Origin of the sequence: Neisseria sp. HMSC078H04 (assembly GCF_001838135.1) — a bacterium.
In the GTDB taxonomy this organism is placed as follows: Bacteria; Pseudomonadota; Gammaproteobacteria; order Burkholderiales; family Neisseriaceae; genus Neisseria.
The window spans coordinates 149,098-174,685 of record NZ_KV835849.1 but is presented as its reverse complement, the minus strand read 5'-3'; the positions used below and the strand labels follow the sequence as shown (position 1 = coordinate 174,685).

The following is a 25,588-nucleotide window of genomic DNA, read 5'->3' as shown; positions in this document are numbered from 1 at the left end:
TTAGTCCTTATTAGGGTTATGGTTAGGTTAAATATTTCAGACGGCCTGATTCGTCGTTATTTGAAATTCAAAATCGGCCAACCTTTTGCTTTGGCTTCTTTTTCCAGCTCGGTATCCGGATTGACGGCGACAGGTTCGTCCACGATACGCAGCAGCGGCAAATCGTTTTTGGAGTCGCTGTAAAAATAAACCTTGCCGTAGCTTTCAAATGTCTCGCCGCGCTCGGCAAGCCATTGGTTCAATCGGGTAATTTTACCTTCTTTCAGGCTGGGCGTACCGACATAGTTGCCGGTATATCGGCCGTCTGCGCCGGTTTCAAGCTGTGTACCGATAATGTTGTGAATACCGAAAAGATGGCAGATTGGGGTAATGATGAATTCGTTGGTCGAAGAAATAACCAACATTTCGTCGCCCGCCATTTGATGGCTTTGCACCAGCATACGCTGCATCGGGGAAATATACGGAACAATATATTCAGCCATAAACTCGCGATGAAACTCAGCCAATTCTTCCTTGCTGAAACGGGCTAAAGGCGCGAGATGGAATTTGAGGAAGGCATCGATATCAAGACAACCGTTTTGATAGTCTTGGTAGAACTTTTCATTTTGCGCCTCGGTTTCAGCCGCATCGACTATGCCTTTTTTAATCAGGTATTGCGGCCAGGAGTGATCCGAATCGGTATTGATCAAGGTATTGTCGAGGTCGAAAATGGCAAGGTTTTTCATTGGGTTTCCTGTTGTTTTAGAAGCTGGCGCAAAAGCGGCAAAGTAATACGCTTGCCCATCATAACGGCGTAGTTGTCGAGGGTATCGAGCATTTGCATCAGGCTGTCCATATCGCGCCGCCAATGGTTCAGCAGGTATTCGAAGATTTCCGGATCGATGGTTACCTGACGGGCAGCCGCCATGCTGACGAGCGCATCGATTTTTTCCCGGTCGGTCAGCGGTTTGACTTCGTAAACCAAGCAATACGCCATGCGTGTGCGCAGGTCTTCGCGGATAACGAGCTGTTGCGGCGTATATTCGGAACTCAAAAGCAAAAAGCCTTTGCCGCTGTTGCGGAAGCGGTTGAAGATGGCAAACAGTAAAGCCTGTTCTTCATTATTAAGCTTTTCGATTTGGTCAATGGCAAGATATTCTGCATCCAACGCGGCTTCTGTCAGCGGCGTGGCGGCGGCATCAATATAGAGGGCATTTCGTCCGGCATCGAGCGCCTGTGCGACCCATGCCTGCAAGAGATGGCTTTTGCCTGCGCCCTCTTCGCCCCACACATAGATAAACTGCCCATGTTTGTGCTGCAACACATACACCAGCTCGGCATTTTCTGTTCCCAGAAATTTGTCGAAGCCGGGATAATCATGGCTGGCAAAATCGAAGATGAGCTGATTCACAAAGGCGCACCGGTTAGGTTGAAATCGGTTTTATTTTACGTTGTTTTGCGGTTCACCATCAAGGATAAAGGCCGTCTGAAGCCTATACCTGCAACATATCTGCACTTCTAAACATATCTTGACGCGCTCACGGCATTGGTTTTATTCCGCTTTGGTTTTACAATGTCGAACTTCTCGCCGAAACATTTGTCTGTTCTTTTTCAGACGGCCTTTTTATTTGGGGAACCCTAGTGATTTCTACCCTTATTGATTTCATCCTCCATATCGACCAACACCTTGTCCACCTCTCCGCCCAATACGGCCCATGGATTTACGCGATTTTGTTTGTTGTGATTTTCTGCGAAACCGGTTTGGTCGTAACGCCATTTTTACCCGGCGACTCGCTGCTGTTTGCTGCTGGCGGTATTGCGGCCATCGGCGGCATGAACATCCATGTCATGGTATTGCTGCTCTTAGTAGCCGCCATTTTAGGCGATGCGGCCAATTTTATGATCGGCAAGTATTTTGGACAAAAACTGTTTGCCAACCCGGATTCCAAAATTTTCCGCCGTTCGTATTTGGAAAAAACCCATGCGTTCTATGAAAAACACGGCGGCAAAACCATCATCATTGCGCGCTTTGTGCCGATTGTGCGGACGTTTGCGCCATTTGTCGCAGGCATGGGCGATATGCACTACGCAACGTTTATCCGTTACAACATTATCGGCGCGGTGTTGTGGGTATTGTCGTTTTCCTATGCAGGCTATTTCTTCGCCAATATCCCCGTCGTCAAAAACAATCTGGGCTTAGTTATGGCGGCAATCATCGTGATTTCGATTTTACCTGCGGTAGTCGAAGTCATCCGTGCCAAACTTAACGCCAAAAAATAACAATCAATCGAAAAGTTTGAAAGTTTAAACACATCAAGGAATTGTCATGCCGTTGCTATCTATTGAGTTTGCGGTATTCTTTATCTTATTTTTGCCCTTGTACTGGGCATTTGTACGTTTGCCGCAAGTTCAAAACGTTTTACTTTTGGTTGCCGGACTGGGCTGGCTTTACCGTATCGACCCTATCTTTTCCGCGCTGATTTTGGTTTACTCGTCTGTGGTTTACCTGGTCAGCGTGCTGATGTTTTCTGAAAACGAGAATATCCGCAAATTTTGGCTGGGTTGCGGTATTTCGGCGGCATTGACTGTTTTGTGTTTCTTCAAATATTTCGACTTTTTCCGCCCGATTATTCAGCAATATACGGGGCAAAGCACTATCATCGACATCCTTTTGCCTTTGGGTTTGTCTTATTACACCTTCCAATCGCTGGCTTACTTGGTGTATTGCTACCGCGAGCCTAAAGGAGACCGTTTTGAATGGCACGAGCTCCTGCTTCATCTGAGCTTCTTCCCCACCATCACATCCGGCCCGATTATCCGTGCGGCCGCTTTTAAAAGCATAGACGGCGAACAAGCGGGGGCATTGGTGCAAATCCGCACCAAACAGGCACGCCAGCTGATTTATCCGGCTTTGGCGGTCAGCCTGATTGTATTGGGCATTGCCAAAAAATGGTGGCTTGCCGGCGTATTGGCAGAAGGCTGGGTATCGCCTGTTTTTGAAAATCCGGCCCAGTTCGACGGCTGGGGCGTGTTGTCTGCGATTTATGGCTACACCTTCCAACTCTTTTTCGACTTTTCCGGCTACTCGGATTTGGTCATCGGCTTGGCCATGCTGCTCGGCTTCCAGCTGCCGAAAAACTTTGCCGCGCCGCTTCGCGCCATCAACATCCGCGACTTCTGGGATAGATGGCACATCAGCCTGTCCACTTGGATTCGCGACTATATCTATATCCCTTTGGGTGGCAGCAAGAAAGGCTTCGGACGCACCCAGCTCAATCTGATGATTGCCATGTTGCTTTCCGGCATTTGGCATGGCTATGGCTGGAGCTTTTTGATTTGGGGCGCGCTGCACGGTGCGGCTTTGGTATTCCTTAACTGCGGCGACAAAATCGTCGGCCGCAATGCCTTAGGCCGTCAGAAAATTGGCAAACCGCTTGCCTGGCTGTTTACCTTCCATTTCGTTTGTTTCGCTTTTGTCGTGTTCAACAGCGCAACGCTTGCCGATACGGAAATGCTGTTCAGCGCATTATTTGCCAATGACAAAGGTTGGAACGCGCCTCTGCCGACCGACCTTATGTTGCTGGGTGCATTTTCACTGATGCTTTTACTGTACCCGTATTTGCTTCGCCTATTTGAAGCATCGGTAAAAGGCTTGGACAAACTGCCTGCATGGCTGTGGTTTATCCCCATCACGCTTATCCTCGCCCTGATTATCGTCTTCGCCCCGTCCGGCATTCCCGGCTTTATTTACGCCAACTTCTAAGGAGTAGAACATGAAACGCTTTATCTCCCTGTTTGTTTCGATTCTGCTCAGTGCAGTTGCGCTGACGTGGTTTGCCCAAAACTCCATCAATGCCTATTGGCAGCAGACCTATCATGAGAACAGTCCGCTTGAGCCTTTATCCGAATACGCTTGGTGGCGTATCGGTGCGGATTGGCAACAAAAAGCCTACGAATTTTCAGATGGCCTGAAAGCTTCACTGGAAGCAGAAGACGCTTTAGTTTCAAAAGACTCTGGCATTGAAACAACAGGGCCGTCTGAAAATACGGAAAACATTGAAACATCGGACAATCAAAAAGAGACTGCCGCTTCTGATGCGGCTAACAATACGGATACCGCAGCCAGCGAACCAAGCAATCAGGCTGATCAGTCGGCAACGCAGGTTGTATTGAAAAAAGGCAACAAAGTTTTCTTTGCCGGCGACTCGCTGATGCAGGGCGTTGCACCTTTCGTACAAAAACACCTCAAGCAAGAATATGGCGTACAATCGGTCAACCTCAGCAAACAAAGTACCGGTTTGTCCTACCCCAATTTCTTCGACTGGCCGAAAACCATCGAACAAACTTTGCAAAAAGAACCCGACATCCACGTTTTGGTTGTATTCTTAGGCCCTAACGACCCTTGGGATTTCCCGATGGGTAAAAAATACCTGAAGTTCGCTTCCCCCGAATGGGAGGCAGAATACCTCAACCGCGTCCGCCGTATTCTTGATGCAGCCTCCGCACATGATGTCCAAGTCATTTGGCTGGGCATTCCTTACATGAAAAAAGCCAAGCTCAACGAACAGATGCGCTACCTCGACAAAATCCTGTCGGGTACGGTGTCGCCTCAAGCCATCTGGCTGCCGACCGACAAACTGTTGAGCAATGGCGCAGAAGAATATGCCGACTCTGTCAAAGTAGATGGAAAAATCATCCGTTACCGCAGTAAGGACGGCATTCACTTTTCCGCAGAAGGCCAAAAACTACTGGCCGGAAAAATTATGGAAAAAATTAATTTTACACACGATACACAACCATGAAATTTAATAAAACCTTACTCCTCACGCTTCTCGCACTCCCTATGACCGCCTGCGCAACCAATGACGGCCTATTAAGCAACTACGGCTCCAACCGCCCTGCCTGGCTGAATAAACTGCAACAGCTAAACAACACTTCAGACGGCAAATTCCGCATTATCCAAGTCGGTGACTCCCACACCGCCGGCGACTATTTCACCAACCGCCTGCGTCGCCGTTTGCAACAACAATGGGGCAATGGCGGCATCGGTTGGGTTTATCCCAACACCGTCAAGGGCCAACGTATGGCAACCGTCCGTTACAGCGGCAGCGGTTGGAACACCATCAGCAGCCGCAAATCACACAGCGATTTTTCTTTCGGCGGGATTGAAGCACGCGCCGATGGCGGCAGCGTTACCTTAAGCGCAGCCGACGGCAGCATGGATATGCAACAAATCTCTATCTTCGGCAAACCAGTTTGGTCCGAACAAACACTGACCGTCAACGGCCGCGAAATCCCTGCCACACAAAACGGTTGGCAACTGGTGCGTACCAATGCTTCCCTGCCGATGACCCTCAGCAGCAGCATGCCTTGGCAAATCGGTTTCATTAATATCGAACGCCCCGGACGTGGCGTAACCGTTTCCGCCATGGGCATCAACGGCGCGCAGTTATCCCAATGGTCAAAATGGCGACCGGGTATGTGGGAAGATTTGGCACAAACCAAAGCCGATTTAATCATCCTTGCCTACGGTACCAACGAAGCCTTTTCCGGCAACCTCGATATTTCCTCTACCGAGCGGACATGGCGCAATTACATCCGTCAAATCAAAAACACCCTGCCTAACGCAGGTATCCTGATCCTCGGCGCTCCGGAATCTTTGAAAACTGCCTACGGCAGCTGCGGTAACCGTCCGGTCTTACTCAGCGAAGTACAACAAATGCAGCAACGTGTTGCCCGTGACGAAAAAATCATGTTCTGGTCTTGGCAGGATGCGATGGGTGGGGCATGCAGCATGAAAAGCTGGATGGCTCAAGGCTTGGCAGCTAAAGACGGTGTTCACTTCTCTGCACAAGGTTATGAAACTGCAGCCGATAAGCTTGCCGACAGCCTGATCCGCTTTGCCCAATAAATTGGCCAAAGCCTAAGTATTTTTCATTAACAGCACACAAAAGGCCGTCTGAAATTAATATTTCAGACGGCCTTTTGTTTATCGCTTATTCAGCAAACTGCTTATTTTTAAGCCAATATATTGCTGCTCATTCGTTGCGTTTGGTTTTCCGTAAAACGAACCAATCTTGCCTGCTTGTCAAAGCCTAATGGCTTGGCGACAAGGCGGTTGGGCAATTTGTTCAAATGATGGTTGTAACTTCCGGCTCTGCGGTTGTAAGTGCGGCGTGCCGATGCGACTTCAGCTTCTGCAGCACCCAACATTTCCATCAAACCGGCCAATTTCTTATCAGGATACTGTTTCAAAAGGCCGTTGACGGCAGTTTGCAATTTTTTCAGCGCATGATTCAATGCTGTTTCGGCTTCACACAGATGTTTGATTTTGGATTCGGAAAATGTTTTGGCAGTTTGCGCCAATGCGGTTTCGACTTCTGCACACATCTGCTGAACGTTTTGATCCGATACAATGCCCTGCTCTTGCAGGTGTTTGCTGTATGCATCCAATACATGACGGACGGCCTGATGTCGGCAGTCGAGCGCAATGCGCAAAGAGACAAAAGATTCGCGACAGTCTTTTTTGCGGTCTTTCAACTGTTGTTTGAAATACAATAAGACGGCAGCGATTGATACGAAGATAAGTGCAAGACTAATAATGCCCATAGTGAGTTCCCTAGTTATGATGCCACTCATATCGGTGGCTGATTTTATTAACATCGATTATAATCCAATTTCAATATTTTTTCCCAATTTTCATAAAAAAGGCCGTCTGAAATTCAGACGGCCTGAAGTTTATATTTCTATTTCAATGCTTTGACTTGATGTCGATAACCCACACTTCTGATTGCGAACCCAAACGTAGGGGAATGCCCCAGAAGCCGTAGCCCGAAGTGGTGAAGAAATGGCCGTTGCCGATCGCCTCATAACCATAAGCAAGACGATAAAGCGTACGGACAATAAGGTTAGCGGGTGCAACTTGGCCGTTGTGAACATGGCCGGAAACTTGCACATCAATCGGCAGCCGTGCATGGGCTTCGATTGAAGTAGGACGGTGATCCATCAATAAAACCGGTAATTGGGTATTTTGACCTTCTAAAAGCTGCTCCGCACTGGGGCGTCTACGATCCAAATCATCGCTCCGCCCTACCAGCAACACACCATTCACTTCCAAAACCTGATTGGCCAAAACCGTCAAGCCTGCAGCTTCCAATTCATGTTTGATACGCTTCTGATCGCGGAACCAGTCATGATTGCCCAAAGTGGCATAAACGCCCATCGGCGCAGTCAGCTTCTGCAAATGCGGTTTCATGTTTTCTTTCAGATACGCATCGACGGTATCGTCCATCAAATCGCCCGGTAGCAACACCATATCGACTTGTTCCTGCTTCATAATGTCCGTCAGCTTGTCCAATTGACGTGCGCCAAACAAAATCCCCAAGTGCAAATCGCTGGCCATGCCGATACGCAGTGGCTTATCCATCTTCTTATTGATGAATACGGTTTGATGGCGGACAACGGGCGTATAGGCGTTATACATCCCAAAACCGAGCAAACCGACCACAAACAAAGGCGCAAACAGCCGCAGGCTTCGTGACAACGGTTGGCGCGCCATAAAACGGCGCAGCAAAAGATACAGGATAAATGTCGCCAACGCGGCATACATCACAAACAGTAAGATTACCATCCAAAACGCCACCACGCGGAACATCATATGCCCCAACTCCAGCAGCAAGCCGACCAACAAGCCGTTTGTAATGAAATAGGAAATACCCATCAGCCAACGTCTGCCGACTTTGCCAATCCAAGGCGCAAACAGCCATTGCAACGAACGCCCAAGCCCGAATGTAAACACTTGCAACAGAATGACGCTCACAAAAAACATCTTGCCAAACATGCCTTTCCGCCCTAAAAAGTCAAAAGGCAGATTTTAGGCCGTCTGAAACTTTCAGTGTATAATCCCCCACGTAAAAACCCATAATATTTTGAAAGGAATCATCATGAGCCATCCCCAATCAGCCATTATTCCTGATCACGCACAAGCCGGTATTTTTATCGAGGCAGACATTTCAGACGGACGCAATGAAGACATCAAATCTGCCTGCCGTCTTTCTTTAGAATCCTTGGCCAAACTGAAAACTCATTTTCCGAATGATATTTTGGGTTTGACCATTGCCTTTGGCAGCCGCGCATGGCAATCATTCGGACATACTGACGAAGGCAGCGAAATCAAACCTTTCCCTGAATTGGGCAACGGCCTCGCCCCCTCCACACAACACGACCTCTATATCCACATTCAAGCCACCGAGCAAAAAGCCGCCTATGCCTTGGCACAATCCGTATTAAGCGCATTCGGCGACAGCATCCGCGTAGCCACTGAAGAACACGGCCTGCGCCTGTATGAAGACCGCGGCTTGGACGGTTTTGTCGATGGTACGGAAAATCCGCAGGGCGATGACAATGTGCGCAATGTCGCCATTATTCCCGAAGGCAAGCCCGATGCCGGCGGCAGCTATGTTTTGCTTCAAAAATACCTGCACGATTTGAAAAAATGGGATGCTGTTCCTACTGCCGAACAAGAAGCCTGCGTGGGCCGCAGCAAAGAAACCAATGACGAATTCAGCAAAGACGTGCGCCTGCCCGACTCCCATCTCGGTCGCGTCAATGTCAAAGAAAACGGCGTTGGCTTGAAAATTGTCCGCCGCAGCCTGCCCTTCGGCAAACTCAGCGGCGAACACGGTTTGATGTTCACTTCCTATTGCAACACGCTGCACAATATTGAAGTTCAACTGCTCAATATGTTCGGCGATGCAGACGGCAAAACCGACTTACTGCTGAAATATTTGTCTAAAGCCGTATCAGGTGCTTACTACTACGCGCCTTCTGTCGAGCGTTTGCAAAATCTTTAACGGCTCTCAGGCCGTCTGAAAAACCTGCCTTTTCAAAGGCAGGTTTTTGTTATTTAAATTCCCTTAACATTTTTATGGTATTATCATAGAAATTTGTTTCATAGCAGTTCAGCAAACCCTGATTACAGACAACGATAAAAACTGATACGCCCCAAGCAGCTATTTTCGATAAAATAAACCCAATTATTATCCCTATAAAATTACGACACCATGTATAAATCCCGCCTTCTTCCCCTGCCCGTATTGATTCTCTCCGCGCTGAACACCTATGCGGCCAATACACCGAATCCGCTTGATCAAATCGATAAAAACGTACCCAACCAATTCGACAAAGACTTCCGAGACAACCTCGATCAGATTCATTCGGTCGAAATCCAAAAACGCGAGCAGTCGGCATGGGATTTACAGAAAAAACAAGATAACGACGCGGTTGCACAAGAAGGGCCGTCTGAAAACAATACCGAATGCTTGGATTACACCGGTATCGAGCTTTCCGGTATTACCCTCATCGATTCCAAAAAGATTGAAGCCAAGTTACCCAAATGCATCAATCAAAACAGCATCAACCAACTGAACCGGGACATCGTTGCCGAATATATCGCTCAAGGTTATCCGCACACGCAAATCAAATTTGAAACCACGCCTGAACGTATCCTGAAATTGGCAGTCATCGAAGGCAAAATCCGTGAGATTACCGGCGGCTCCCGTACGGTCAACGTCGACACCCTCTTCCCAAATCATCAAGGCAAACCGCTGAACATCCAATACCTCGACCAAGGTATCGAACAGGCAAACCATGTTGCCGGCAACAACGTCAGCATCGATGTTTATCCGCATAATGACGGTACTGCCTCCATCCAACTCAACAACGATGCCCAAAAACATTGGGGCGGCAGCGTCACCATCGACAATAAAGGCAGCAAACCCAATACCACGACACTGCGCGGCAGCCTGAATATCGGCAGCCCGTTGGGATTGAGCGACTCCCTTTATTTAAACGGCTATACCAATCTAAACAACCACGACAGCCATTACAGTCGCGGCGGCAGCCTGTTCTACCAAGTTCCTTATGGCGCATGGACATTCAGCACTTACGCCGCCGCGTCGCAATCGCAAAGCATCCTAACGTCCAGCGTGAAGCGCTTTGCCTACCGCTCCCAATCCAAAGCGGCAGGAATCAAAGCAGACCGAGTATTCTCACGCAGTCAAAAACACATTACCTCCGCCTATATCGGCATCGATTATGTGAAACAGACTGCAAAATTTGCCGACAGCAAACTGGAATTACAAAGCCCGGAAATCTATTCGGCGCAAGTCGGCCTGTCGCATACAGCCATCCTGCTAAACGGCATTTGGCTCAACAATATCGGCGTAGAACAAGGGTTTGCGAAAAATACCGAACATACACCATTCGACAAGCGCTATACCTCTGTATCCTTGCAAAGCAATTTGATTCAAAACCGTCCATTGGGTAAATGGATCGTGCGCAACCATCACCAAATCGATGCCCAATATAGCCCTCATGATTTGTTTGCCACCAAAGAAATGGACGTCGTCGGTCATCAAAATGTACGTGGTTTCCGTTCGACTTCTTTGAGCGCAAACAGCGTAGTCCTGTTAAGCAATACCGTTTATTTCCGCCGCAATACGCCCCACGGCATTTATATCGAGCCTTATCTAGGCGCGGACATCGGCGTTGCCAAAAACAATAACGAAGGTTCGCAACACGCCATGGGTGTGGTTGCAGGTTTGAATTTGGGCAAGGCGGATAAATGGCAACTTTCTGCCGACTATGGCAAAGGTTTTGCACGCATGCCCAACCAATCAAACAGCGAAATACAGGATCATGTGACCGTTTCTTTACGCATTCCATTTTAAAGTTATGTAAATATATATCCTTTTATCTAATATATGAACCGCCCATCTTAATGTTATTAATTTTCTATTAATATCAATAAGATGAGCGGTTTTTATTTGCATTTGAAATAGTGCACACAAGGCCATACTGGTGGTATGATTGTAAAAAATTTCATAACAATGTTAATACATTCAAAAATTTCCTCAACAGAAATCCAATACTCGATATGGGATTTCTGATTCAATCTCCATCACGATAAATAAGGATTAAAATCCATGAAAATCGACACTTTATATCAGCCTAAGCTCTCAGCTTCCGGCAAAGTAACTGTCGCCGTGTGCTTTGCATTCCTGGGAAATGCAGCGGTAGCCGCCAATATCGAAGCCATCGGCCAAACTTCGGTACAGCAGCAGCACAATGTTGACATCGTCAACATTGCCGCACCGACAGCCCAAGGTCTTTCTCACAACCAATACAACAAGTACAACGTTTCCCAACACGGTGCCGTTTTGAATAACGCCCTGTCTGCCGGTAAATCCCAACTGGCCGGAAACCTGTCTGCCAACAAAAACTTCCAAGGTCAAGCCGCATCTGTGATCTTGAATGAAGTGGTCAGCAAAAACCCTTCCCTGATCTTGGGTCAGCAAGAGATCTTCGGTATTGCCGCAGACTATGTTTTGGCAAACCCTAACGGCATTACCCACAACGGCGGCAGCATCCTGAATGCCAACCGCGCATCCTTGGTTGTCGGTACGCCAACTGTTTCAGACGGCGCGTTGAAATCTTTCAACATCAGCGACAATGGCAAACAACTGCAAGTAAACGGTAATTTGAGCGGCAACCGCGTAGTTGACCTGCTCGCACCGCAAGTTGTAGTCGGCAAATCAGCCAACGTTAATGCCGCCGATGCCATCAACGTTTCTTCAGGCAAAAGCAACTTCGACTACAAAACCGCACAAATCGAAGCATTGGACGCTGCTTCAAATGCACCGGTGCTTGACGGCCATATCTTCGGCAGTATGCGCGCCGGTACCATCCGTATCCACACGACCGACAAACGCGCCAAACAAAACATTCAAAATGCCGCCATTACCGGCACCCGCTACCTGAATATCGACAGCAAAGGCAACCTGAGCATCCAGTCAGCCAATCTGACCGGCGCACAAATGGAATTGTTTGCCCGTGATACCGACATCAAAGGCACGGTTACCAGCCATTCCGCCAATAAATCTTCCAGCGGCAAAGAAGCGCAAAATGTTCAGCACTTCCGTTCAGACCGCAACAAAACGGAAACCTTTACCGCCAGCAATATCAATGCATCCGAGTCATTGACTTTGAACAACAGCGGCAGCCTCAACCTGAGCGCAGCCAACATCACTGCCGGCGCGCTGACCGCCTCTGCCACAGGCAATATCAATTCTAACGCGGTAAAAACAACCAACCGTACAGAATCCGACCACACTCAAAGCAAAGGCCTTTGGTACAACAACAACCTGAGCTCCTCTGCTGACGAAAGCCTGCATCAAACCAAAATCAATGCCGGTTCTGTCAATATTGCCACCACCGGCAAAGTTCAATTGGATGCGACCGAACTGAACTCGGCTGCTGATGCACGCATTGCCGCCCAACAAGGAATCGTATTAAGCAGCAACAGCGAAACCGACAGCAGCTCGACTTATGTCAGCTTCAAAAATGAAACTGCTGCCCTGAAAACCGGCATCGCAACAAAATCTTCCAAAAACTCTACCGCCCATCAAACCAAAATCTCCGCAGCCGGTGATATCGGTTTGATTTCCGAAGGCGATTTGAGCACTTACGGCGCAAGCATTGCGGCAAACGGCAATGTCGTTACCGATGTCAACAACATCAACTTGGGTACTCAAACCACCATCAACACCAACAGCCTCGACGACCAGAAAAAATACTGGGGCGGCCTGTTCGGCGGTGAAAGCCAAGTTCAAAACAACCGTACCGAAAACCTGCACGGCAGCAGCATTACTGCCAACTCAAACGTAGTTTTGGGTGCAAAAAACGGCGTCAACGTTTACGGCAGTACCGTTGAAGGCCAAGCCGGTACATTCGTCAGCTCCAAAGCAGGCAATGTTGATATTAAAAACGCCACCAGCACCGATACTTCCGCACAAAGCGCGCGTAAAGGTACGATTTTCAATATCACGACCTCTAAAACCAGCAGCAATAGCAGCATTGAAAAAGTAACCGGTTCTACCCTGGTTTCCAATGCCGACCTGAACGTTGTTTCCGACAAAGACATCAATGTGATCGGTTCTGCATTGTTTGCGGCACAAAAACTGCAACTTTCTTCCGCAGGCGATTTGACCATTGATGCGGCCAAAGCGGTAGAAAACAAACAGGTCAACGAGTATTCCATCAAAGGCTACTCTGGCACCGAAACCAATAAAGAAAACGGCAGCGTGACTGCCAAAGCCGGTATCAAATTCACCGATACCCACACCGACACCCATTCTGTCGGCCTGAACGGCAGCATTTTGACCGGTAAAAACACCCAGTTGTCTTCCAACTCAAACGTTACCGTCAGCGGTAGCCAAGTCAACGGCGAAGAATCTGTCAACATTTCCGCAGCCAATGACGTCAATGTTGTTGCATCCAAAGGCAGCAACACTGTAACCGAATCCGGCCGCGTAACCGATTTGGGCGTATCTGCCACCGCATACGAAAAAAATAACGTTGCAGGTCTCGGCGTATCTGTCGGCATTACCAGCACCAAAACAGATGCAACTACCGTAACGAATACATCTCATGTATCCAACATCAACACCGGCGGCAACGCCACCATCACTGCAAACGGCAATATTAATCAAGAAGGTACCGTGATTAATGCGACCGGCAATGTGGTTGAAGCTGCAAAAAACGTTACCCATGCAGCGGCACACAGCGGTGCGAAATCCGATGTGAAACAAAACGGCGGCGGTTTGGTCGTTTCTGCCGGCATCAGCACCAACAAAGGCATCGGCGGTGAAATCACTGCACAAGGTCAAGGCAATTCTTCGACCCACAATGAATCCACTGCAACCGTAACCACTATCAACGCAGGCAATGCCATCGTTTTAGCGAATAACAAAGTGTCTGATGAAGGTACAAAATACGATGTTACCGGTGCGATCAACATTGATGCAGGTTCATACCACAACACTGCCGCCCATAACACCAGTAACAGCAGCAGCAAACAAGGCGGTGCTTCTTTGACTGTCGGCGCATACACCAAAGACGGTTCAAACGTTGATGTGAATGCGAACCTGAACGTCAACTACGCTGATGAAAACAAAAAAGAATCTACCGCTGTCAAAGGCGATATGAATGCTACCAATGTTGTCATCAACGCCAAAGACTCTGCTGAAATCGCATCCAACATTACTGCCAACAACAACGTCAACATTACCGCAGGCAACGGCGTAACCTTCACCGAGTCAGCCAATACTGCCTCCAACCAAGGTACAGCCGTTAATGTCGGTATCGGCGCTGGTGCGACAATCAATGTTGAAACCGGTGTTGCCGTTCCTCACGTCAACGGCTCTGTCGGCGTCAACAAAACCGATAACGCTTCTTCTACCGCCACAGGCGCGAATGTAGCGGCCGGCAACGATATTAAAATCAATGCCAACAACGGCGACGTCAACCTGCACGGTACCAACCTGGTATCCAACAACTCCGTTGAAGTAGAAGGCAACAAAGTCAATACTTCCGGCGCAATCAGCAGCGTTAACGAAAAAAATCTGACCGTCAATGTCAACGGCAGCTACGCTTCAGGCAAACCAAACGGCGGCATCAACGCCAAAGGTAAAAACGAAGCCAACGTAACCAATACGGCAAACACCATCCAAAGCGACAATGTCGTTATCACTACCGGCTCTCCAACCGGTTTGAGCGTCAACAATACGACCATCAACGGTAATAATGTTGCGTACTACTATGACGACAGTAAAGCTCCTGCGGCGAACCGTTATACCTACCGTCCTCGCCAACCAAGCTACGCCAGACGCCGTTTGCGCTACTAAGATGCACTATTGAAGTCATTTAATAGCCATTAAGACATGCCGTCTGAAAACGGAAAGTTTTCAGACGGCATTTTTTGTAAGCCGCCGCCGACTTTTGCACTTTGTTGCAGTAACTTTTGCACTCTATGCTCCTCGAAAGTTTCGACAGCTTTTGCACTATATCGGATGATGAGAAATAAGAAAAGCGACGCTACCGTCGCTTTTTATTTTACCAATTACATACGACCAATTCTCCACTGGTTTTACCAGTTTTATTTCTTCCGACCGTATAAGCCAATTCAAGTTGAGTGATGCGGAAATCCTTAAACAATTCCCTAATATCAGGGTGGTCATTAATGGATAGCATGACCTTACCCTTACTCTCTGCCATTACCTTGGCCAGTAATTCATACTGCTCCCAGCCAAATAATTGGTCATAGCCTGCGGTCTGCCAATATGGTGGGTCTGCGTAGAAGAAGGTGTGCTCACGGTCATATCGCTTGAAGCAACGATCCCACGATTCATTCTCTATATAAACACCTTTTAAACGGTCTTTAGCAGCCTTTAATTTAACCTCAATCTGAGATGCATCCCACGCTTTTGACGTGGTAGCTGTCCCAAAATGCTGATGGACGGTTTTGCCGCCGAAGGCGTTGTGCTGAAGGTAGAAGAAGCGAGCGGCGCGTTGAATATCTGTCATGCATTCGGGCGGCGTGTTTTGCAGGCAGGCGAATGTCTCGCGGCTGGTAAGCGTCCACTTGAACTGACGGACGAACTCGTCGAAATGGTGTTGTACCACACGATAGAGATTGATGAGCTGTCCGTTGATATCGTTGAGCACCTCAACTTTTGCAGGAACCGGGCGCATAAAGAACAATGCTGCGCCACCGGAAAACAACTCAACATAACAAGAATGCTCGGGGAACATGGGCAAAAGATGTTTTGCCAAACGACGTTTGCCACCCATCCAGGGGATAATAGGTAATGTCTGTTGCATTTTTTGCATCATATATACTCCTAAATTATGGCATTCGCGATGCTCTAAATCAGATTTAATATGATGCTCAAAGGCATTCTTTTGATTTATTAATTAGCTGAAAGAATTGATGTTTTTACAACGAGCGCACTTTATTTGTACACAACCGCTGCCTTTTGCCAGCAATTTCCCACAAAACTTATAGCGTAATTCACGATAGATTTGCATTTGCATCCACTCCTGTATCAGATAGAATGCCTCGGTCTCTAGAGACTAAGGCGGCCTTAGAAGTCAATGCAGGCATGATCTGCTTGGCTGGCGTAACAGTGTTGTCGCACTGTTACGTCGCCGTCCCACTTATATTTAAAATCCTCCCAAAGGCCGCCTTATTCAGACGGCCTTTTATTTATATTTGCCTACAAATAGCGCAACTCTTTCGCTTTTGCGATGATGCGTTCGGCGACCTTAGCCTCAACCGCCGGAAGCAGATGGGCACCGCCGTCCTGCGAGAGTGACAACGGCATTACGCCGTCTGTTTGCGCTTTTTTATCCGCCTCATTTGGCGTGAGGCCGCTATCCGTCCAAATCTGGTCAGATAAAATATATTGCTCAATATCAAAGACATTATTGCCATATTTAGACTTGAGCCAATTATTAAATTGATCTTTGAGTTGATGTCGGTATGGATGGTTTTCTTTGGCCCAACCCGGCTTATTATCAGCCCATACCGTCAGGACAATATAACGCGGTGATTCTTTCGGCTGAACTTGTTGAATACATTTTTCAACATAGCTTTTGATTCGTTCTAAGACCGTCTGCCAGTTGCCGATATTTGCGCCGTTAATATCATTCTTGGCCGTTGCCAACACACAAATGCCATCGACACCGCCGCTGTTTTTCAGTCGTACCGGATATTTTTTACCCGGAACAACGCTATGAGCCTGGCTATCGCGCGGAATAACTTTAATATTGGCGGTTTGGCCGGTCATGACCGCCTCAATGTCATCGCCAATAATAACGACGGTAGAGTGCATACTGAAAGGCGTAACGCCTTCGCCGTAAACCAACTCGCCATCAACCATCACGCCATTCGCTTTTGCCGGAATAGTATCAACTTTAAAAGTAACTTCCACCGGACTGCCGTCCATCGACATCAAGGCATAAGCAGCCAGGCTGCCGCCCTGTGCGTTGTTTACAACCGGCAGATTTTCAGCGGCGGCAACACTCACGGCCTGACCGCCGATACGCGCATTGGTGGAGTCGCCGAAGAAGTTGAGGCTACGTTTCAATGCAGAAGGAGGGGAAGGAGGAGCTACCGGGCGTTCCGCTTCTTTAGGCGGAACCACAGGGCCGGACGGCATAACGGTATGACGTCCATGCTCGACCGGTGCGCCAATATATTGAATGCCGAATCGGTCGCCTTGCTGCAAGGTATCAGTAATATTTTCAGGCTTGGCGCAATAACGCAGATCAATAATACAATTGTGCGGCTGAACAAGAGCGTAGCCGTCTTGCTCATCGGTTAACGCGACTAATTTATTGTCACGCAAAGAGAAATTGACCCAATCACCGGCACGCGTACCATTCGGCACTTTTACCTTCACACGCGTCAAGGCAGTGGCTTCAAATTTTAAAATGTCGCCAATACCGACACCCAACACTTCAGTTCGCATAAAACCTCCTCAAAATAATAATAATTATTTTAAGACGTTATACGAAAGCAACGCCTGGCTGTCCTGCACTTATCCTTATACACCCAACTCTAAAACAGTAGTATCGGGAGCCTGACCAAGGATACGGTTGCTCAAGACATCATAAAACACGCGCTGATTTAAAGCGGCTTGCCCGCTTAAAACAAGATTGCCGCCGCTTTGCGTTTGCGCCGCCCATGAGCCGCCGCCCAAATCGCCCGTTATTTTGGCAATGCCGCGCTGTTCGCGCTTGAGCAGTGCCGTCAGGTTTTGATACAGATTGGTCATTTTGTTATCCTCAACAAAAAGATAAAAGACCGTCTGAACATGGCTTTCAGACGGCCTTTAAAGCATCTTTAAACCAGCTTTAATCACTCGTCAAAATAGCGGTCTATCGTTACATTTTGAGTCACGACAGGCGCGTCGTTTTCGATTTTAACCTCGACCGACACACCAACCACCACGCCTTGCCAGCTTCCCGAAGGCTCATTGATTTGCCAAATCTCGCCTAAATTCGCCATAGGAATGGCGTATTTATCCGATACCGGCAAAGACACCGTTTCGCGCTTATGAACACCGGTTTCGCTTAACGCGGCAATCCCTGCGGCGAGCAAAACCGGCTGGTCGGTATAAAGCGTATTGGTCAGCGCGGAAGCACGCGGCTCGCGGTTGCTGCCGTTGCGGTACACGTCCGCGCCTTTGCCCTTGTTATGGCTCGGCCAAACATAAACCCCATTGGCACGCTCCGATACATTGCGCTGGCCGCTGATGCTGAAAATCACGCTGACAGGAACACTGACATCGGCAGGCGCATCGGAAACCTCCCAAGAAGCCTTTTTCCATTTAGGCTTAAAGCGGACAACCGCTCTAGCGCGGTCGCTCTCCACAAATCCCCCGGCGGCTTGAGCCAGCTCTTGCAAAACAGCAATCGGCGTTTTATCGGTCAACGAATACACATCTCCCGGAATCAACCAATCCGCCATCGTCCAGCCGTCCAAATCCACACCTGTCGGGCGTAAAACCTCCGTTGCGATTTGTTGCGCATAAATCGGATTGCGGTATGTACCACGGCCTTTAGGCGCATAGTCCGCGCCCAAACGGGCGGTAACGCTGCGGCCGGTTACCGTATAGCTCTTTTGCCCGAAGCGGCGGTTGTCACTGTAATCTTCCGCGATGATGACAAAAGTATCCGCATTGATTTGCACCTCGATTTCAGCCTCCCGGCCTTTCGGGCGGACATCAGGATTAACCTTGGCAAAATCATCGGGCGAAACCGTAAAACTGCCTTGCCAGCAATAACCGGCAGTATCAGTCGTAAAGGAAGCAGAAAACAGCCCGATCGGCTGGCCGTCAACCGTAGCCTTAATAATATTTTGCATGATATATCCGTCTAAAACAGGAGTGCTTACCGTATCAAAACAAGCAAACGGCAGAGGAATATAGCGCGCATCGTGCGCAATCTTTTTGCGGTAAAACCGCAGGTGCAGACGGTTTGAAGGCGGGCGGATACCGCAAACATAAGTTTCAGGCACAGGCTCCAGCTCAACCGGAATCTCATAATACTCGCAAGGCACAGCCAAAGCAGGCAGGCTTTGCGGATGCGCACATCGTGCCAATACCGCCGCCTCGCGCACCTCCGATACCAAACAATCGCCAACCGCCGCGTCATCGGAAAACACACTCTCCGAACACGCCGCCAAAGCCTCGCCAAGACCTGCCGACGATCGGTCCGCATTACAGCCGCTTAGGAACAAATCATCGGGGAAAGCATCATGCAGACAGCCGTCCAGACCATCCATTCCGGCCTGCACCGCCTGCATACACCCGGCAACCCCGTCAGACAAGCCGACCGTTTCATGCAGGCAGCTCTCCAACTCAGGCATATCCGAAAAGGCCGTCTGAAAACAAACCGCCTCCCCGACAGCCTCTGCCGTTATCCCCGACACTTGGGCAGCCATGTCGCCCAAATCATAACGACCGGCCGCGCACACTGCCTGCGTTGACACCGCCTGCTGCACAAAGCCCCACGCCCCCGAAACAGTCGCATAACCATCCGGAGGGCGGTACGGATTAGGCTTAGGCGGCGTATCGGGAACAATCTCGCCGCCGTCCTCAATATGGCGCAAAGGCCGCCTGAAAGCCAACGGCAAGAGCCTGGACGACGGACGGGAGCCAATCGCTAAGCCGAAAGGCAAAGGGATACGCGCCGAATCAGCATAAATTTTGTCTTCGGACATTTCAGACGGCCTCAACCGCCGCCGTCACGCTCGACATAAGGCTTAATAAAATCATAAGAAACAGGCTCGTATTGCTTTTTATAATCCGTCGCCACCATCAAATACTCCTCGTCTTCCTTGAGCCGGTCAAAGCGGTAGCTGCCGTCTTCCGCACTCCAAGTATCGGCGATGCAGTGCATATTAGGCCGGACAAACAGATAAATACGGCGCGAAGCCGGCTGGCCGCCCACCGTAACAATGCCCGTACCTTCGCCGGCGATATAGCCGTGGCCGCCGTATTTCCAATGCAGCGATTTGACAGCACGGCTTCGCCCAATGCGATTGACGTTTTTGCCGCGCAGCTTGCCACGTTTAACGGCAAGACGGCTGCGGAAAACATAATTCGGCATGGCTTACAGCTCCCAGGCCGTGAGGTTTACCAAAAAAGAGCCGGCACCGATTGTATTGATATACATAAATCTGTCCTCGCTATCGTCTAAATTGTCGTAAACCGTTCCCATCGGAATAACGTCTCCTGCGGGCATCGTTTCGCCAATTTTCATAAAGCCAGGTAGTAATCCGCGAATGGCATATTCGTTACTACCAATTAATTCTTTTAGATAAATATCATCCGCTATGAAACCACCTGTAATAGGATTAGGATAGCTACCATAATTACCATCTGCTTTACTTGTAAGACTCAGAGAAGAAGGAGCATCTCCCTTATAATCACGCATTGGCACCACAAAAATAACAACTTCATTGCCACTGCCATAAATAAGATTCTCGTCTACATCTGACACATATCCAAGCAGGGTATTCGCGGCGTCAGCCACGGCGAGACTGGAGAAATTGCCAAAAATAAAAAACGAGCAATAATCCTGCCATAAAATAATTAAAGTAAATGCGCGCTCATTTCCGACCACAACCCATTGGATCTTATCCCGGTTACTGTCGTCTTTTTTGTAGATGAAATTGTGAAATCCACTGCTGTTGTTAACCTTTTGTTTGACTTTCCCCGCCTTTGCCGATTTCGGCTCCAAAAGACCGCATAAATCAACGTATCTTGCACGGTTTCCATATTTTGAGTCATCCACCCCCAGCCACCACTTTGTCGCCTTCGGGTGCATACTGCGGAAACAGGCTTCTTGCGTCTTTTCAAACGCCATTTCCCAGCCCAGCCCGTCCTTGCGCTTATTGCCCTCGCCATAACCGGTAACCAGGCAGGCTTTTAAAATCGTTTTAATGCTGCCTGCCGCCGATTCAACCTGCGGCGCACCCTCGTCATCCCAGCGGTAAACCTTTACCGGCACACGTTGCGTATCAAACATTTCAGACGGCCTTTCTTTTTACTTCAATAATTTAAAACCCCATTAAAACAAAAGCCCCGAAAATCGGGGCTTGGCATAGTTGCACTCAAAGTTTATTCTTTTGTTGCCTCTAAAATATACATTGATGCACTGCGGTTCATGTCTATATATCGTGCAATTTTTAAGAATTGTATGTCCTTTTGCTTGGACTTATCTTCTTGAGCCATAGCATATATTTCTTTTACCGCAGTGTCGTATCTAGTACCTTCTTTTGTTTTTTCGTAATTTGCCAACCAACAATCACTAGCCTCTTTTTTTCGCCCTTGCATGGCATACCCTTTACAAAGCATAAGTTCGTTGAAATTCACAGCTACAACCGCTTCAATTTCCGAAACGGTCATCGTGTATTCTGTTTTCTTATTACTTTTTGTAAAATAATTATATACCGCACATCCAACTAGAATAGATACCACGACAATAAGGATTTTCATGCCTTTCCCCATTTTCCCGCTTCCTTTCACTATTTGAATAAAGATTAAAAGGTCAATTTTACAGATAAAAGGTATAAATGCAAATTAATTAACCATTTTACTTAAAGGCCGTCTGAAAGTACTATTCAGACGGCCTTATCTTTTATTCTGCCACTGTATTGCCGCGCAAACACGCGGTAAAACCATCGCGGCCGTTTTGCTTGTCCGGCGAAGGCTGGACACTGCGCAAAATCCAAACAGGCAACGGCGTGCCGTAGGTATTGAAGCGGATACAGTTCTGCACCGACCAGCCGCCGCCGAATGCAGCCGCCTTGAGCGTGAAATAAGGCTTGCCGGTTGCCGGATTGGTCGGCGCAAGATCGGTCAAGGTATCGCTTTGAGCGACCAAGCCCAGCCGCTCGCCGTAAAGCTCGAATTGGGTTGCAGTAATGAATTTAATCAGCCAACGCTCGGTAATCGCGCCGTTGCTGGCCAACTTAATCGGGTAGTCTTTGACATTGGTACGCGCCAAAATAGGCTCCCCGCGTTGCGCGTCACTCCACACATTGTCCCATGCCTGTTGCGAAAACGGCTCGGTAGCACGTACCAGCAAATCGCCGCCGATCAGGGCGGAAGACACAAATGTGTTCTCCTTCGGATAATTGCGCCCAATCGCAAACTGGAGTTTCAGACGGCCTGAAATATCGACGCCGGTCACACGGTTTTCTTCTTCCCACGCGCAAACGGCAGTCAGCGGCAGGGTATATTGCGACAAGTCCAACGGCGCGGCAAAAGTAATGCTGCCCGCCTTGAGGTCTGCCGTGTATTTCTCGGCGAGGACGTGCTTGCCCTTGCTGTCGACCAAGCAGAGGCGGTCGATATTTTGACGGTTGAGTGTGATTTTTTGAGCGGCGGTAAACGCGCTGCCCAAATCCTGCTTTAGGCGGTTGGAAATCACGATCATATCGCCCTTGCGAATCACGGGGACGCGGCCGTCGGCAGGCAGGCGCACGGCATCAATGCCGATAATCGACGAATCCAAAGGCAGGTTGTCTTGTGTCACGGCGTTGTAGCGTAAATCTTCGGGGTAAAAACCCTCATCGCGCTTGATTTCGTAGAAGCCTGTCTCGTAGTCGATTTTGCCTGTAATGCCGCCGGTAATTTCCCCAGCAGCGTTGCTTCTGCCGACAATTTCGCCATTGCCCGCGTAAACGATAAAGCTTTCAGGCTTGACCGGCGCGGCAGGCGTGCGGCCTGCATAACCATAACCCTTGATCTGTGGCTGGCGTACGATACCGCCTGTAATTTTAAGATTCAGGAAGGCAATATTACGATCATTGATAATGACTTTACCGTCAGTAGTCAACGTACCGACTGCATCGCCCGAACCTTGTACTGCATTCCAATTCTTATAAAGCGTACCGCCTCGTTCAATAATCTCTGTCTCGCCGTCATGAAATGACCAGGTATCAAAAACACAGACGCTTCCTTGATCAAAGTCGTTCAAAACATTAAATAACAAGCCGCCGTTCAAGCTGCCACGACGTTTTTTTATTGAAGCTGGATCACTAGTGAGGTAATCTGCATACCAACTGACTATTTTTCCATAACGGTTTATTGTTTTGGTCTCAATCGATTCTAGGTACTTATATTTTGTACCTAAAATATTTCCCTCTACTATCCGTCTTTCCTGCCCGGCAACCTGCAACACCGTTTTAGGTACAATTATTGTCGAGCCTACAGCACTTACACCCTCGACTTTTCGACCGCCGATTGCGAACTCGCCATTTTTCGCAGGGTTGGCGGACAATACAATTTTAAAACCGCCTGAACCAGTTTTTATTCCCATTATTTATCCTATCCCAATGTTGCTACTGCTGCATAACCAGAATAACTGTTTGAAACAGTTGTACTTGTATATTCTTCAAAGCTTCCCAAAGCCGTTAAAGAAACAGTGCGCCAATCAGGTATCGCCGTCCCCAGTGTGATATTCCAAACCTCTCCTTTTTCCTCTGCGGTCAAGCCAAGACCATCAGCAAGGCCAACTTGAATGCGATCAGGCTCATCACAAACATAATCAACTGAAGTAGAGTCAATATAAGCCGGCAATTTAATCGTGCCGTTCAAATAATCCACGTTGCCAGTTGCATCACCCGTTAATTTTCCTGCGCCATCGTCTTGCGCTCTTTTCTTACCGTTATTTTGCCAAGTAAGCACCAGCGTTCCTGGCTTAATTGGATGGCCCAGGGAATAAGTGCACTCCCCGTTTGCTGCCTTGGGCAGATTATTCCCGCCCGTCTTACCGCCATCAAAAGACGTAAAACCAGAGGAATCTCCCCATTGAAACACCAAACGGCTGCCAACATCCGGAAGAGACGGTAGATTAAGCAATACACTGCCTGTTGCAGACGACACCGTACCTACACTTTTACCGGCCTCATCCCGTAATACGCCGTCGCCTGTATCGGTCAAAACATACCAAACGCCCAAAGCCATAAAAGACACTTTTAAACTACCCAAAGCAGGATTAGGTCTAAGCAGAGGGGCAAATGATGTACCGTGATTGGTTTCTTTAATTTCTACCGCAAAAGCATATCGAGCGGATGACGATTTAGCGCCTGGAACCGCAGTTACCGTGTAATAACCTGTCGGCAAACCACTCAGACGCCCATGAGCGTAATCGGCATTGACGATATTGTCCCCGCTTTTAAGTTGACCGAAGCCATTGTCTGTGTAGTTCCCAACTTTAAGACTGCCTGGCAAAATAGAACAAGGTAAAGTCAACGTCCCATTGCTGACATGCCCCGCAAAAAGCTGTTTTCCCGGCGCAGCAGCGACCCATGCTTCCCCAGGAACCGGGTATTCGTCCGCATAAGGTGTCTCGACTGTCGAGGTCGGTACAAGCTTTTCGTAAATGCTTGACACCGTCAGCGTGGCATCTCCTGCCGAAAGGCCGTCAGATACAGGTTTTACGCCATAATAAGCCGCGGAATCTGCAACTTGGGTTTCCAAAATCTTAACTTTAGGCGCGGCATAACCTTTGACCGGATAATCGACACCGTCAAAATCTCGGGTCAAAGGATTGCTGATTTCCATTTTGACTACACGGCGCGGCACTTCCTCGACCTCACCGTTTGATTTTGGGATCTCAAAAACTCGCACTTCATCTTCGATGTTGATAATGCGGAAATACTCCGTGATACGGCGCGTCACATCTTTGGTTTTTTCTTCATATTGCAGGCAATAACGCTCGCCAACCTTCGGCAAAGGAGCCTCTACGCGCTGATACGCCTGCACAAGGCGCACGCCTGCCAAATGGCGACCCAATAACGTCATGCGGCTCTCCACTGTCGGCACAGAATACGCCTCAATGCGCGGCATAATATCCGCGCGGCTCTCGCCGTAGTTGCGCGCCTTAAACGCCAAGAAAGACACGTTTTCGGAGGTCGGCGGCTCGGTAATGACAAAATGACCGCCGTAAAGCGGCTCGGAATCATTGCGCAAGACGGCAGGGTACAGCAGACGCGCGTCCAGGCTGCCCATCGTGCGGTCAACGTCCGAGACGGGTGGGAAAATCTCGTTATCCTCGCCGGTCAGCGGTTGGCCGACCATCAAACCGCCGCCGTCAGGCGTATCGGTCATGCGCTGGCTGGGGTAAATCTGCAAATCCTGCTGCGTTAGGCGCGTTGTTTTTTCCATGTTTGAAACCTTTTTAAATCCTGTTTAAACCTACTTTCAGACGACCTTAAAACGTCATCAGGCAGAGCTGGGCGGTGTATCGCTCGCTATCCGTTTCCGGCGTTGAGTAATGCACCGGCTCGACATTGTTCAAAGCCGCGTTATGGGTGCGCCAAATAACATTAAATTCGCGGCCGTCGTAGTGCGTCAGCGTCATCTCCAATTCGGGTACGTCCGTCCAGTCACGCAACGTACGTAAGATACTCAAATCAAGCCACACCCAATCGCCCGATAGCGTAATCGGACGACCGTTTGCCTTAATGCCTTGTTGGATGACCAATCCGCCCGACAAAGTGCGCTGCGGAGCGGCCTGCGCCACCTTGTTCCATTCAAATTCATCGTCCCAGCGCATATCCTGCGGCAGATGTACGGCCACGCCATTGTCTTTCCGTTTCAGCGTCCATTCTTGATTTGCCATTTCAGACGGCCTTTGCGTATTTTTCTCAAAACCCTATTAAAACAAAAGCCCCGAAAATCGGGGCTTG

General features: G+C 48.8%; 21 protein-coding genes. 7 read left to right on the top strand and 14 right to left on the bottom strand.

What is annotated here, in order from left to right:
* Nucleotides 1-56: 56 nt before the first annotated feature.
* Nucleotides 57-725 carry a histidinol-phosphatase gene (locus tag HMPREF2560_RS06525; RefSeq protein WP_070608202.1) on the bottom strand — a complete coding sequence of 223 codons (669 nt, stop codon included), beginning with the start codon at nucleotides 723-725 and terminating at the stop codon, nucleotides 57-59.
* Nucleotides 722-1,390 carry a DnaA regulatory inactivator Hda gene (gene hda, locus HMPREF2560_RS06520; protein ID WP_003682428.1) on the bottom strand — a complete coding sequence of 223 codons (669 nt, stop codon included), beginning with the start codon at nucleotides 1,388-1,390 and terminating at the stop codon, nucleotides 722-724. Before hda ends, HMPREF2560_RS06525 begins: the two co-directional genes overlap by 4 nt.
* A gap of 230 nt (nucleotides 1,391-1,620) precedes the next feature.
* Between hda and HMPREF2560_RS06515 the strand changes: the two genes are divergently transcribed.
* From HMPREF2560_RS06515 to HMPREF2560_RS06500, 4 genes are read left to right on the top strand one after another with little or no spacing between them, the layout of a single operon-like run.
* Nucleotides 1,621-2,259 carry a DedA family protein gene (locus tag HMPREF2560_RS06515; RefSeq protein WP_070608201.1) on the top strand — a complete coding sequence of 213 codons (639 nt, stop codon included), beginning with the start codon at nucleotides 1,621-1,623 and terminating at the stop codon, nucleotides 2,257-2,259.
* A gap of 46 nt (nucleotides 2,260-2,305) precedes the next feature.
* Nucleotides 2,306-3,742, top strand: coding sequence for an MBOAT family O-acyltransferase (locus HMPREF2560_RS06510; protein WP_070608200.1), 1,437 nt, complete (start codon nucleotides 2,306-2,308; stop codon nucleotides 3,740-3,742).
* Between the two features lie 10 nt (nucleotides 3,743-3,752).
* Nucleotides 3,753-4,781, top strand: coding sequence for a peptidoglycan O-acetyltransferase PatB (gene patB, locus HMPREF2560_RS06505; protein ID WP_070608199.1), 1,029 nt, complete (start codon nucleotides 3,753-3,755; stop codon nucleotides 4,779-4,781).
* A gap of 41 nt (nucleotides 4,782-4,822) precedes the next feature.
* A complete protein-coding gene (locus HMPREF2560_RS06500) occupies nucleotides 4,823-5,890 on the top strand; it encodes an SGNH/GDSL hydrolase family protein (RefSeq protein ID WP_283116594.1) in 1,068 nt (355 codons plus the stop codon).
* A gap of 107 nt (nucleotides 5,891-5,997) precedes the next feature.
* Here HMPREF2560_RS06500 and HMPREF2560_RS06495 read toward each other — a convergent pair whose 3' ends face one another.
* On the bottom strand, nucleotides 5,998-6,618 hold the full coding sequence (locus HMPREF2560_RS06495) for a LemA family protein (RefSeq protein ID WP_283116494.1): 621 nt from the start codon (nucleotides 6,616-6,618) through the stop codon (nucleotides 5,998-6,000).
* 112 nt (nucleotides 6,619-6,730) lie between these two features.
* The gene (locus HMPREF2560_RS06490; protein ID WP_070608196.1) at nucleotides 6,731-7,819 is read right to left on the bottom strand and encodes a metallophosphoesterase; all 1,089 of its coding nucleotides are present in this window, start codon (nucleotides 7,817-7,819) and stop codon (nucleotides 6,731-6,733) included.
* A 103-nt stretch (nucleotides 7,820-7,922) separates the two neighbouring features.
* Between HMPREF2560_RS06490 and HMPREF2560_RS06485 the strand changes: the two genes are divergently transcribed.
* From HMPREF2560_RS06485 to HMPREF2560_RS06475, 3 genes are all read left to right on the top strand, one after another.
* Nucleotides 7,923-8,831, top strand: a complete 909-nt coding sequence (locus tag HMPREF2560_RS06485; protein WP_070608195.1) for a Dyp-type peroxidase — start codon at nucleotides 7,923-7,925, stop codon at nucleotides 8,829-8,831.
* A 210-nt stretch (nucleotides 8,832-9,041) separates the two neighbouring features.
* On the top strand, nucleotides 9,042-10,709 hold the full coding sequence (locus HMPREF2560_RS06480) for a ShlB/FhaC/HecB family hemolysin secretion/activation protein (protein WP_070608194.1): 1,668 nt from the start codon (nucleotides 9,042-9,044) through the stop codon (nucleotides 10,707-10,709).
* 255 nt (nucleotides 10,710-10,964) lie between these two features.
* Nucleotides 10,965-14,723, top strand: a complete 3,759-nt coding sequence (locus HMPREF2560_RS06475; RefSeq protein ID WP_070608193.1) for a hemagglutinin repeat-containing protein — start codon at nucleotides 10,965-10,967, stop codon at nucleotides 14,721-14,723.
* A gap of 208 nt (nucleotides 14,724-14,931) precedes the next feature.
* On the opposite strand, the gene HMPREF2560_RS06470 is transcribed toward HMPREF2560_RS06475, so the two are convergent.
* The 10 genes from HMPREF2560_RS06470 to HMPREF2560_RS06425 form a co-directional block, all read right to left on the bottom strand.
* Nucleotides 14,932-15,711 carry a DNA adenine methylase gene (locus HMPREF2560_RS06470; RefSeq protein WP_083325567.1) on the bottom strand — a complete coding sequence of 260 codons (780 nt, stop codon included), beginning with the start codon at nucleotides 15,709-15,711 and terminating at the stop codon, nucleotides 14,932-14,934.
* 383 nt (nucleotides 15,712-16,094) lie between these two features.
* Nucleotides 16,095-17,351 (bottom strand): hypothetical protein, encoded by a 1,257-nt coding sequence (locus HMPREF2560_RS11340; RefSeq protein ID WP_070873785.1) that lies wholly within the window; start codon nucleotides 17,349-17,351, stop codon nucleotides 16,095-16,097.
* Nucleotides 17,352-17,426: 75 nt separating this feature from the next.
* A complete protein-coding gene (locus HMPREF2560_RS06460) occupies nucleotides 17,427-17,657 on the bottom strand; it encodes a hypothetical protein (protein WP_049323799.1) in 231 nt (76 codons plus the stop codon).
* A gap of 83 nt (nucleotides 17,658-17,740) precedes the next feature.
* Nucleotides 17,741-19,606, bottom strand: a complete 1,866-nt coding sequence (locus tag HMPREF2560_RS06455; RefSeq protein WP_070873784.1) for a hypothetical protein — start codon at nucleotides 19,604-19,606, stop codon at nucleotides 17,741-17,743.
* 11 nt (nucleotides 19,607-19,617) lie between these two features.
* On the bottom strand, nucleotides 19,618-19,995 hold the full coding sequence (locus tag HMPREF2560_RS06450) for a hypothetical protein (protein ID WP_070713215.1): 378 nt from the start codon (nucleotides 19,993-19,995) through the stop codon (nucleotides 19,618-19,620).
* A 3-nt stretch (nucleotides 19,996-19,998) separates the two neighbouring features.
* Nucleotides 19,999-20,916: a hypothetical protein gene (locus tag HMPREF2560_RS06445; protein ID WP_070873783.1), complete on the bottom strand. Its 918-nt coding sequence runs from the start codon at nucleotides 20,914-20,916 to the stop codon at nucleotides 19,999-20,001.
* A gap of 92 nt (nucleotides 20,917-21,008) precedes the next feature.
* Nucleotides 21,009-21,398 carry a hypothetical protein gene (locus tag HMPREF2560_RS06440; protein ID WP_070713222.1) on the bottom strand — a complete coding sequence of 130 codons (390 nt, stop codon included), beginning with the start codon at nucleotides 21,396-21,398 and terminating at the stop codon, nucleotides 21,009-21,011.
* 130 nt (nucleotides 21,399-21,528) lie between these two features.
* The gene (locus HMPREF2560_RS06435) at nucleotides 21,529-23,214 is read right to left on the bottom strand and encodes a hypothetical protein (RefSeq protein WP_070713225.1); all 1,686 of its coding nucleotides are present in this window, start codon (nucleotides 23,212-23,214) and stop codon (nucleotides 21,529-21,531) included.
* An 8-nt stretch (nucleotides 23,215-23,222) separates the two neighbouring features.
* Complete coding sequence (locus HMPREF2560_RS06430) at nucleotides 23,223-25,064, bottom strand: hypothetical protein (protein WP_283132707.1); 1,842 nt, start codon at nucleotides 25,062-25,064, stop codon at nucleotides 23,223-23,225.
* 46 nt (nucleotides 25,065-25,110) lie between these two features.
* Nucleotides 25,111-25,521, bottom strand: a complete 411-nt coding sequence (locus HMPREF2560_RS06425) for a hypothetical protein (protein ID WP_049335950.1) — start codon at nucleotides 25,519-25,521, stop codon at nucleotides 25,111-25,113.
* Nucleotides 25,522-25,588 lie beyond the last annotated feature (67 nt).